We start from the raw sequence: 9,681 nt of genomic DNA, 5'->3' as shown, positions 1-9,681 counted from the left end.
CCTCCGACAAGGTTTTCGCCATGCCTTTCTGTCTCCACTCAGCAGGAAGGGTGAATCAGATCACCCCCGCGTCGGGGAAGCGCTTTCGCGAATCAGCTCGGGCGGAACGTGCTCTAGTGCAGGCGCACCCTTCACGGAAGCGCTCGCTGCCAACTTACATTCTAAGATATGTGTAAGTTTTCTTTACAATTCGGCCGCCTAAAGCCTACAAGTCTTGGTAAGTCACTGGTTGTCTTACATTCTTAGAACTGGCACGTTCGTTGCTTCTCCCTGGGTGTGGATCGGTCCACGCCTTGCAGCCCGGCTTTCAGGGCCTGCTAGAGATCCTTGGGAGACTTGTCATGAATGTCCTGAAGTCCGCCGCCTGCGCTGCCCTTCTCGCCTGCTCCGCGGCCCTGCCCGCCCAGGCCGCACTCATCTACGACAGCATCGTTCCGGTGAGCGGCACTGGCCATGGCGCCACACCGACCATCCTGGCCGTGCAGAACAACGGCACCGAGACCGGCTCGGTGAGCTGGAACGGCGCCACCGACATTCGCACCGGCCACGCCACGAACCAGTCCCACACCGCCGCCATCAGCAGCCTCGCGCCGGTCACCGCCGCCGATCTGCGCGTCATCTTCACGCCCAATGAGCCGCAAAGCGCTGCCGGCCGCAGCATCACCCTGACCAACCTGGTGCTGAGCATCTACAGCGCCGCCGGCAACCTGCTGTGGAACTCCACCGGCGCCTTCGCGCAGCAAACCTTCAGCGAGCACACGCAGGAAGGCAGCGCCTTCGGCTACGCCTACAAGCTCGACGCGGCGCAGGCCCTCGCCGCCCAGCCCTTCTTCGCCAACGGCAGCAACCGCATCGGCCTTTCCGCTTCGCTGAGCAATGCCGCCTCCGGCGCAGAGGCCTTCTTCGCGCTTTCCCTGACGTCTCCGACGGTGCCGCCGGTTCCGGTGCCCGCCCCCGCGGGTCTCGCCCTGCTCGGCGCCGGCCTGCTGGGTCTTGGCCTCGTGCGTCGCAAGACCGCCTGAACCCTCTTTTCCCCCCTGTAGGGGTTCAGGTGCTCGCGCTCCGGCCTCCCCCAAGGCCGGAGCGCATTTCTTTTGTCCTGGGTCAAGTCTCCTGCGTGGTCGGCCACCGCCCTATTGAGTCGGCGGACAGCGTGCCGGGGCGGAGCCTCAGGATTCCGCCGCTGGAGTCGCCCCTTCGCTCCATCTCTGAAACACCGCGCGTGAACCTCTCGCAGCGCCGCTAGTCGATACGAGGAGGCTGCACGTCGTCAAAGCGAGGCGCGCGGGGCCGATCCTTTTCCGTCGTCCTGGCGAGATCGCGAAGCGACGCCGCCAAGGCCGCGACCGACGCCGCCTTGCTCTCGAGCCGCTTCACCTCGGCCTCCGCCCGGGCCTGCACCACTTCCAAGGGCGTGCCGCTGCTCCAGAGGCCGAGCAGCGCCTTTACCTCCTCGAGCGGCAGCGCAAGTTCGCGGGCGTGATGGATGAAGCGCAGCATGGCCACCGTCTGCTCCGTGTAGGCCCGGTAGTTGTTGGCGCGTCGCTCGGATCGCACCAAGCCGATCAACTCGTAGTGTCGGATCAGCTTGGCGTTCACTCCGCTGCGCCGGGCGGCTTCACCGATGTTCACCGTGCTGAGATTCCCTGAGCTGCCCTGATGCCCAGCGCTCAGCAAATTTCGCGCCATAATCACATCTTGAGCAAAAACAGCACCTTGCCGGCGAGCCAAGCTTGACATTTCCAGATATGTAAAGAATTCCGTCACCGTTGGGTCAGTGGACATGGGTAAACGTCCCCGAGCAACTGGGGCGCTGCATCACAACAGCCCGAGCAGGAAACAGGTGGCACAGGAGGAAAGCCGTCACCTTCCCGGTCACGCACCACGGCCAGCAGCCACCGATCTCAATCCCGGCCCCAAGGCTCGATCATCATGCCTCGCACGACCAGCACTGCCAGCCGGCCCTGATGCTCACTCGCCAAAGACCCGCGACGGGAGCGAGAGGATGACCCGGCAGCGCGCCTCCAGGTGAGCTTGCATCGCTGCCTCTGCAGCGGCGGCATCCTGCGACAGGATCGCATCGACGATGCGACGGTGGTCCTCGGCTGAATCCCGGTGGAACGTGGCATCGAGCGATCCGCGCAACTCCACCATGTGCGCAGGCAACCAGAGCTGGCGGATCAGAGCGGCGAGTTGCGGGTTGCCCGACAGATCGGCGATCATCTCGTGCAGGCGGTAATTCTCGCGCCGGTATTCCTCGACCGATGAAATCTGGGCCGCATCCGGGGGCGCAACAGACAGCAGCCGCTCTCGGTGGTCCGCTTCGTGAAGGCGCTGTGCCGCGAGGGAAGCGGCCAGGCCCTCGAGCTGCGCGCGGATCTGGTATCGGTCCGCGACCTCCTTGCGGGTGAGGCGCCGCACGACGGCGCCGCGGTTCGGCACGATCTCGACGAGGCCCGCAGTTGCCAGCCGGTTCAGCGCCTCGCGAAGCGAACCGCGGCTCACACGAAGCTCGCGGGCCAAGTCGGCCTCGACCAATCTCTGGCCGAGGACGAGGCGGCCGGACCGGATCGCCTCCTCCACGTCCTTCACGATGTAGCTCACGGTCCCGCCGCTCCGTCGCTCTGCCACGGCGGCTGAGGGCGCCGAGGCAGGGGATCGTGGGGCACGCGGGCGCGCCGGCGATTTGCTGCTCGACATCATCCGGCACGATTGTTTGACAATCTTGTCTAACATCCGTTGACGGGCGGCGGCAAGCGCCACACCGTGCTCCTTGAACGCTGCGGCAAGTCATGCGGCGCGGTCCAGGGATGGGAGGAAACACGATGACCCAGGCCAGCCAGCTCCGCGCTAAGATGCGCGAAGACGGGATGATCGTGGCGCCCGGCGCCTATGACTGCATCACCGCCCGCCTCATCCACCAGGCCGGCTTCCCCGCCGTCTACATGACCGGCGCCGGAACGGCCGCTGCCGCCGGATTCCCCGACCTTGGCCTGACGACCATGACCGAGATGGCCGAGAATGCCGGGCGGATCGCGGCAGCGGTGCCCGTCCCCGTGATCGCCGACGCCGACACCGGCTTCGGGACTGAGCTGCATGCGTACCGCACCGTCCGCGAGTACGAGCGACGCGGCGTCGCCGGCCTCCATGTCGAGGACCAAGTCTTCCCCAAACGCTGCGGCCATCTCGACGGCAAGGCAATCGTGCCGCGCGAGGAGTTCCTGGCGAAGATCCGCGCGGCGGTGGCGGCGCGGATCTCGCCCGACTTCCTGATCATCGCGCGCACCGACGCGCGCGCCGTCGCCGGCATGGACGAGGCGATCCATCGCGCCAACGCGGCGCTGGAGGCGGGTGCCGACATGGCCTTCGTGGAAGCCCCGCAGTCGCAGGACGAAGCCGCAGCCATCCCCAGCCTAGTCCGTGGCCCCTGCCTCCTGAATTTCCACCGCGGCGGCAAGACACCGAGCCTGGACCTGAAATGGGCCGAAGGCGTTGGTTACAAACTCGCCATCGTCCCGGGCGTGCTGCTCCGCTCCGTAGTCGCGATCTGCGACCAGATGCTGGCGGAGCTGAAGGAAACGAACCGCCATCCGCTGACGGTTCGGGACTTCACCACGCCGGAGCTGTTCGACCGCCTCGGGCGAAAGGAATGGGAAGCGCTGCGTGAGCGCTTCAGCGTGCCCCCCACCTCGGCGGCCGCCGAGTAGCGGGGCGACCAGCCGTCATGACCGAACCCCGGACGATGCTCCAGAAGATCTGGGATGACCATCTTGTCCTTGAGGAAGACGGAAGGAGCCTGCTGCTCGTCGCCCGCCACCTCGCCCATGACGGGTCATTCCAGGCCTTCGGGATGCTGGAGAAGCGTGGCCTGACGCTCCGCTGCCCGTACCGGACCTTCGCCACGCCCGACCACGGCGTGCCGACGCTCAGCCATCGCCTGGACGACATCGAGGATGCCCAGCAGCGGCGGGTGGTGGATGCGCTGCACCGGAATGCGGAGCGGCACGGCTTCACGGTCTTCGGCCTGGAGGATGACCGGCAGGGCATCATCCACGTGGTGGGGCCCGAGCAGGGCATCACGCAGCCTGGCCTGCTGATGGTCTGCGGCGACAGCCACACCTCGACGCACGGGGCCCTCGGCGCATTGGCCTTCGGGATCGGCACATCCGAGGTCGCCCACGTCCTTGCCACGCAGACCATCTGGCGAAGGCGCCCGAAATCCATGCGCGTCATCGTCGAGGGCGAGAGGCCGGCGGGCGTCACCGCCAAGGACGTGATCCTCGCCATCATCGCCCGGATCGGGGCCAACGGTGCCGCGCAGCACGTCATCGAGTACGCGGGCTCGACCATCCGCGCCATGTCGGTCGAGGAGCGGCTGACGGTCTGCAACATGTCGATCGAGGCCGGCGCCCGAGCCGGCATGGTCGCGCCGGACGAGACGGCCTTCGCCTATCTCAAGGGCAGGCCCTTCGCACCCCTGGAGCGCGACTGGGAGGCCGCGGTCGCCCATTGGCGCGGCCTGCCGAGCGACCCCGGGGCACGCTTCGACGCGGAGATCACCCTGGACGCCGCCCTGCTGGCGCCCATGGTCACCTGGGGCAACAGTCCCGAAGATGCGCTGCCGGTCACGGGCCGCGTCCCAGACCCGGGCCATTCCACCAGCGGAGCCCAACGCGACGCCGTCGCCGAGACCCTCGCCTACATGGGATTGGTGCCGGGCCAGGCCGTGACGGACATCGCGGTGGACCAGGTCTTCATCGGCTCCTGCACCAATGCCCGCCTGTCCGACCTCCGCGAGGCGGCCGCGGTTGCGCGGCTTGGACGCGCCCGGGTGCCAGCAATGGTTTCGCCCGGCTCCACCCTCGTGAAGCACCAGGCGGAAGCCGAGGGGCTCGACCGCGTGTTCCGCGAGGCCGGCTTCGAGTGGCGGGAATCCGGTTGCTCCATGTGCGTCGGCATGAATGGCGACCTAGTGGATGCCGGCAAGCGCTGCGCCTCCACCTCCAACCGCAATTTCCGCGGGCGCCAGGGCCGTGGCAGCCGCACCCACCTGATGAGCCCGGCGATGGCGGCGGCGGCTGCATTGCACGGACGCATCACGGATGTGCGCGAGCTGGTGGCGGGGGGAGCCTGAGATGGAGCCCTTCACGACCCTCACCGCGGTCGCGGCGCCGATTGACCGTCCCAACCTCGACACCGACCAGATCGTACCCGCCCGCTTCCTTCGCCGTCCAAAGGACGAGGGCTATGCCGGGATCCTGTTCCACGACCTGCGCTTCGTGGCGCCTGAGCAGGAGGACCCAGGTTTCGTCCTGAACCGGCCGCCGTTCCGCGGCGCGCGCATCCTGGTCGCGGACCGGAACTTCGCCGGCGGCTCCAGCCGCGAGGCAGCCGTCTGGTCACTCGTCGATTACGGCATACGCTGCGTGATCGCCGTCAGCTTCGGCGACATCTTCTGGGAGAACGCGACCGGCAGCGGCCTGCTGCTCATCCGGGTGGACGAGGCGGCGGCCGCAGCGTGGCGAAGCCAGCTTCATGCCCGGCCGGGCGCGACCATGTCCGTGGATCTGGAGCGACAGGAGGTCGTGGCGCCCGACGGGACGATCCTGCCATTCGAGATCGAGCCTGCACGCAAGCGCCGCCTGCTCCTCGGCTTGGACGACATCGGCCTGACGCTCCGTCATGACGCTGCGATCAGGGCGGCCGCAGGGAAGGACCGTGCGAGACGGCCCTGGCTGTTCCGCCATGCGGCATCCCCAACCCCCCTGACGAAGCCGGGAGACGCGCCATGACGATCATCAGCCGCCGCACCGCTCTCGCCTCGGCCCTCGCGGCCGGCGCGGCCCCCCATGTCCACGCACAGCCCGCCTGGCCGGCGCGTCCGGTGCGCCTCGTGGTGCCCTACAGCGCCGGTGGCGTGGCGGACACCGTCGCGCGCATCCTGCAGGCGAACGTCGCGGAGCAACTCGGCCAGGCTTTCATCATCGAGAACCGGACCGGCGCCTCGGGCGCGATCGCGGCGCAGGCCGTCGCGCAGTCCCCCGCGGACGGGTACACCCTCCTCTTCGAAGGGCCGACCTTCGCGGTACTGCCGGAGGTGCGGCGCGACCTGCCGCTGGATTACACGACTGCCTTCGTGCCGGTCGTGCAGGTGACGGAGATGCCCTACATCCTTGGCCTCCGCCCGGGCTTCCCGGCCCGGGACCTAGCCGGCTTCGTGGCGGAGGCGAAGCGCCGCCCGGGGGAGGTCACCTACGGCACGCCCGGCATCGCGCACACCGGCCACCTCATGGGCGAGCAGCTGCAGATGATGGCCGGCATCAAGCTGGAGCATGTGCCCTTCCGCGGTGGCGCCGACGTGGCGCGGGAATTGGCCGCGGGGAGGATCGACGCCGGGCTCATTTCCTTCTCCAGCCTGCGCCCGGCCGTGGAGCGCGGCGCGATGCTCGTCGGCAGCACGGGCGGGCGGCGCCAAGCATCGCTCCCCGACATCCCTTCGGTCGCCGAGACCCTGCCCGGCTACGACATGACCTCCTGGATCGGCATCTTCGCGCCCGCAGGGACGCCGCGGACGGCGATGGAGCGCTTCACCCAGGCCATGCGGGGCGCGCTGGCGGACCCGGAGCTGAGGCGCCGCCTCGAGGCGAGCGGGTCCGATCCGGTCGAGTCCGATCCGGCCTCTTTCGCCGAGTTGGTCCGGCGCGAAAGGGAAACGGTGCGGCGGATCATTGCAGCCACGGGCCTGCGGATAGGCTGACGATTCGGCGGACGCGGCGAGCGGGGCGACCAGCAGACCGGACACTTGCCCGCAGGCGCGCCAGCCGACGCGGACGATGCGGGGCCGCGTTCCGCAGTCCGGAATGTCATATCGCTCCGTGGTGCGGCCGACAGTGTGCCTTGTCTGGCGATCTCCTTCCCAGTGGTACGCGGCGAGGGAGCACTTCGTCGTTGCGATCTGGGCTGGGCCCTGGCGATACTGCGGCCACGGCGCGGCTTGGGCCTGCACGAGAAAGGAATTCACGATGGTGACGCTGAACGTCAACGGGCGAAGCGTGCAGGTGGATGCCGATCCGGACACCCCCCTGCTCTGGGCCATCCGGGACCATGTTGGACTGACCGGCACGAAGTATGGCTGCGGCATTGCGCAGTGCGGCGCCTGTACCGTCCATCTGGACGGTCAAGCCGTCCGGTCCTGTGCCCTCCCGCTTTCCGCGGTTCAGGAAAGTCAGAGGATCGTGACGATCGAGGGGCTTTCGCCCGACGGCAACCATCCGCTCCAGGTCGCCTGGCGCGCGCTGGACGTACCACAGTGCGGGTTCTGCCAGTCGGGCATGCTCATGGCCGCCGCCGCGCTGCTGGCCGAGAAGCCGCGTCCGACGGATGAGGAGATCAACGACGCCATCACCAACATCTGCCGCTGCGGCACCTACAACCAGGTGCGCGCCGGCATCCACCAGGCCGCGGAACGCGGCATCTCAGGCTGAGGGAGCGGCACGCCATGACGACGCTGAACGCCTTGCGCCCCTCCCGCCGGGGGATTCTGAAGGGCGCCGTGAGCGCGGTGCTGCTTGGGTTCCACCTGCCGTCGCGGCAGGCCGTGGCCCAGGGCGCATCCACCGCATCCCCGCCCGAGCTGAATGCCTGGGTGGTGGTTCACCCGGATGACCGCGTGGTCCTTCGCATGGCCAAGACCGAGATGGGCCAGGGCGTCCGGACGGGCCTCGCGCAGATGTTCGCGGAGGAGATGCACTGCGACTGGTCGAAGCTCTCCACCGAATACGTCACGCCGGGACAGAGCCTTGTCCGGAGCCGGGTCTGGGGCAACTTCCTGACCGCGGGCAGCCAGGGCATCCGCTCGAGCCAGGAGATCGTCCGCAAGGGCGGCGCCGCGGCGCGGATGATGCTGATCCAGGCCGCCGCCGCGCGCTGGGACGTGCCCGCCGCCGAGTGCTCGGCAAGGGACAGCGTGATCACCCATGCGGGCAGCGGGCGCACGCTGCGCTACGCCGAGGTGGTGACGGAGGCCGCGCGGCTCACGCCGCCTTCCGACGTGCCGCTGAAGGATCCTGCGCAGTGGACGGTGATCGGCAAGCCGACCGCGCGCCTGGACACTGCGGACAAGACCACGGGCAAGCTGGTCTATGGCCAGGATTTGCGGATGCCCGGCATGCTCGTCGCGGTGCCACGGCGCTGCCCCGTCTTCGGCGGCACGGTGAGGTCGTTCGACGTTGCGGCAGTGTCTGGCCGGCACGGCGTGCGTCACGTCCTGAAGGTGGGCGAGTCCGCCGTCGCGGTGGTCGCCGACACCTTCTGGCAAGCCAAGACGGCGCTCGATGCCCTGCCGGTGGAGTGGGACACTGGCGAGAATGGCCGCGTCTCCTCCGAAGCGATCTCCACCATGCTGGACGAGGGGTTGACGGCGCGCGAGGCCTTCATCGGCAACCAGCAGGGCGACGCGCGCGCGGCCATCGCCGGCGCGGCCCGTCAGATCGAGGCGACCTACTCCTACCCCTACCAGAATCACGCTCCGATGGAGACGATGAACGCGACGGTGGTGTGGACGCCCTCGCGCTGCGACGTTTGGTGCCCAACCCAGAACGGCGAGGCGGCGCTGGCCACCGCCGCCCAGGCTGCGGGCCTGCCGCAGACCGCTTGCGACATCCATCGCGTGGACCTCGGCGGCGGCTTCGGCCGGCGCGCGGTGCATGACTGGCTGGTGGACGCGGTCCTGATCGCGCGGCAAGTGCCAGGCATCCCGATCAAGACCATGTGGACGCGCGAGGAGGACATGGTGCAGGGGCGCTACCACCCCGTCACCAAGTGCCGACTCGTGGCGGGTCTCGATGCGGAGAACCGGATCGTCGGGCTGCACATGCGCATTTCCGGTCAGTCCATCCTGGCCACCGCCTTCCCGGGCGGCCTGCAGAACGGGCGCGACCCGGTGCAGTTCCAGGGGCTGAACGCCACTGGAACGGAAAGCGCCCTCGGCTACACCTTTCCCAACCTACTGATCGACCACGCGATGCGGAACCCGCATGTGCCCGCCCAATTCTGGCGGGGCGTGAACCACAACCAGAACGCCATCTACCTCGAATGCTTCCTCGACGAGGTGGCGCATGCGACCAACCAGGACCCGCTGGCGCTGCGCCGTTCGCTGATGGCGAACCACCCGAAGCACCTGGCCGTTCTGAACGCGGTGGCGGAGCGGATCGGCTGGGGGACGCCGGCACCGGCCGGGGTCCATCGCGGCATCGCGCAGCAGATGGGCTTCGGCAGCTTTGTCGCCGCAGCAGCCGAAGTTTCGGTCGAGCGCGGAGAGTTGAAGATGCATCGCATCGTCGCGGCAACGGATTGCGGCCATGCGGTCAACCCACGGCAGATCGAGATGCAGGTGGAGGGATCCTTCGTCTACGGCCTTTCCGCCATGCTGCATGGCGCCTGCACGGTGAAGGACGGCGCGATCGAGCAGACGAACTTCGACACCTACAACGTGATGCGCATGAGCGAGATGCCGAAGGTCGAGACCACCATCCTGCCGTCCGGAGGTTTCTGGGGCGGTGTGGGCGAGCCGACGATCATGGTGGCGGCGCCGGCGGTGCTGAACGCGATCTTCGCCGCGACCGGCCGGCGCATCCGCGACATGCCGCTGGGGGATCAGCTTCGACAGCGGGGCTAGGGTGC

At 68.4% G+C, this 9,681-nt stretch carries 9 protein-coding genes; 7 read left to right on the top strand and 2 right to left on the bottom strand.

Annotated features, from left to right (window positions below):
- The first annotated feature begins 341 nt into the window (after positions 1 to 341).
- The gene (locus OF850_RS13250; RefSeq protein ID WP_301590674.1) at positions 342 to 1,022 is read left to right on the top strand and encodes a PEP-CTERM sorting domain-containing protein; all 681 of its coding nucleotides are present in this window, start codon (positions 342 to 344) and stop codon (positions 1,020 to 1,022) included.
- 220 nt (positions 1,023 to 1,242) lie between these two features.
- Here OF850_RS13250 and OF850_RS13245 read toward each other — a convergent pair whose 3' ends face one another.
- Together OF850_RS13245 and OF850_RS13240 are read right to left on the bottom strand one after the other, a co-directional pair.
- On the bottom strand, positions 1,243 to 1,785 hold the full coding sequence (locus tag OF850_RS13245) for a MerR family transcriptional regulator (protein ID WP_301590673.1): 543 nt from the start codon (positions 1,783 to 1,785) through the stop codon (positions 1,243 to 1,245).
- Positions 1,786 to 1,971: 186 nt separating this feature from the next.
- Positions 1,972 to 2,763, bottom strand: a complete 792-nt coding sequence (locus OF850_RS13240; RefSeq protein WP_301590672.1) for a GntR family transcriptional regulator — start codon at positions 2,761 to 2,763, stop codon at positions 1,972 to 1,974.
- A 62-nt stretch (positions 2,764 to 2,825) separates the two neighbouring features.
- Here OF850_RS13240 and OF850_RS13235 point away from each other — a divergent pair, with 62 nt between their 5' ends.
- The 6 genes from OF850_RS13235 to OF850_RS13210 all read left to right on the top strand — a co-directional run bounded on the left by OF850_RS13235 (position 2,826) and on the right by OF850_RS13210 (position 9,676).
- A complete protein-coding gene (locus OF850_RS13235; RefSeq protein WP_301590671.1) occupies positions 2,826 to 3,707 on the top strand; it encodes an isocitrate lyase/PEP mutase family protein in 882 nt (293 codons plus the stop codon).
- Between the two features lie 17 nt (positions 3,708 to 3,724).
- Positions 3,725 to 5,134 (top strand): 3-isopropylmalate dehydratase large subunit, encoded by a 1,410-nt coding sequence (gene leuC, locus OF850_RS13230; protein WP_301590670.1) that lies wholly within the window; start codon positions 3,725 to 3,727, stop codon positions 5,132 to 5,134.
- 1 nt (position 5,135) lies between these two features.
- Positions 5,136 to 5,792 (top strand): 3-isopropylmalate dehydratase small subunit, encoded by a 657-nt coding sequence (leuD, locus tag OF850_RS13225; protein WP_301590669.1) that lies wholly within the window; start codon positions 5,136 to 5,138, stop codon positions 5,790 to 5,792.
- Positions 5,789 to 6,757: a Bug family tripartite tricarboxylate transporter substrate binding protein gene (locus OF850_RS13220; protein WP_301590668.1), complete on the top strand. Its 969-nt coding sequence runs from the start codon at positions 5,789 to 5,791 to the stop codon at positions 6,755 to 6,757. The genes leuD and OF850_RS13220 overlap by 4 nt, the downstream gene beginning before the upstream one ends.
- A 265-nt stretch (positions 6,758 to 7,022) precedes the next feature.
- Positions 7,023 to 7,484, top strand: coding sequence for a (2Fe-2S)-binding protein (locus OF850_RS13215; protein WP_301590667.1), 462 nt, complete (start codon positions 7,023 to 7,025; stop codon positions 7,482 to 7,484).
- A 14-nt stretch (positions 7,485 to 7,498) separates the two neighbouring features.
- On the top strand, positions 7,499 to 9,676 hold the full coding sequence (locus tag OF850_RS13210) for a xanthine dehydrogenase family protein molybdopterin-binding subunit (protein ID WP_301590666.1): 2,178 nt from the start codon (positions 7,499 to 7,501) through the stop codon (positions 9,674 to 9,676).
- The last annotated feature ends 5 nt before the right edge of the window (positions 9,677 to 9,681 follow it).

Source organism: Sabulicella glaciei, assembly GCF_026183895.1.
GTDB classification, from domain to species: Bacteria; Pseudomonadota; Alphaproteobacteria; order Acetobacterales; family Acetobacteraceae; genus Roseococcus; species Roseococcus glaciei.
This window is presented reverse-complemented; position numbering and strand designations above follow the sequence as displayed.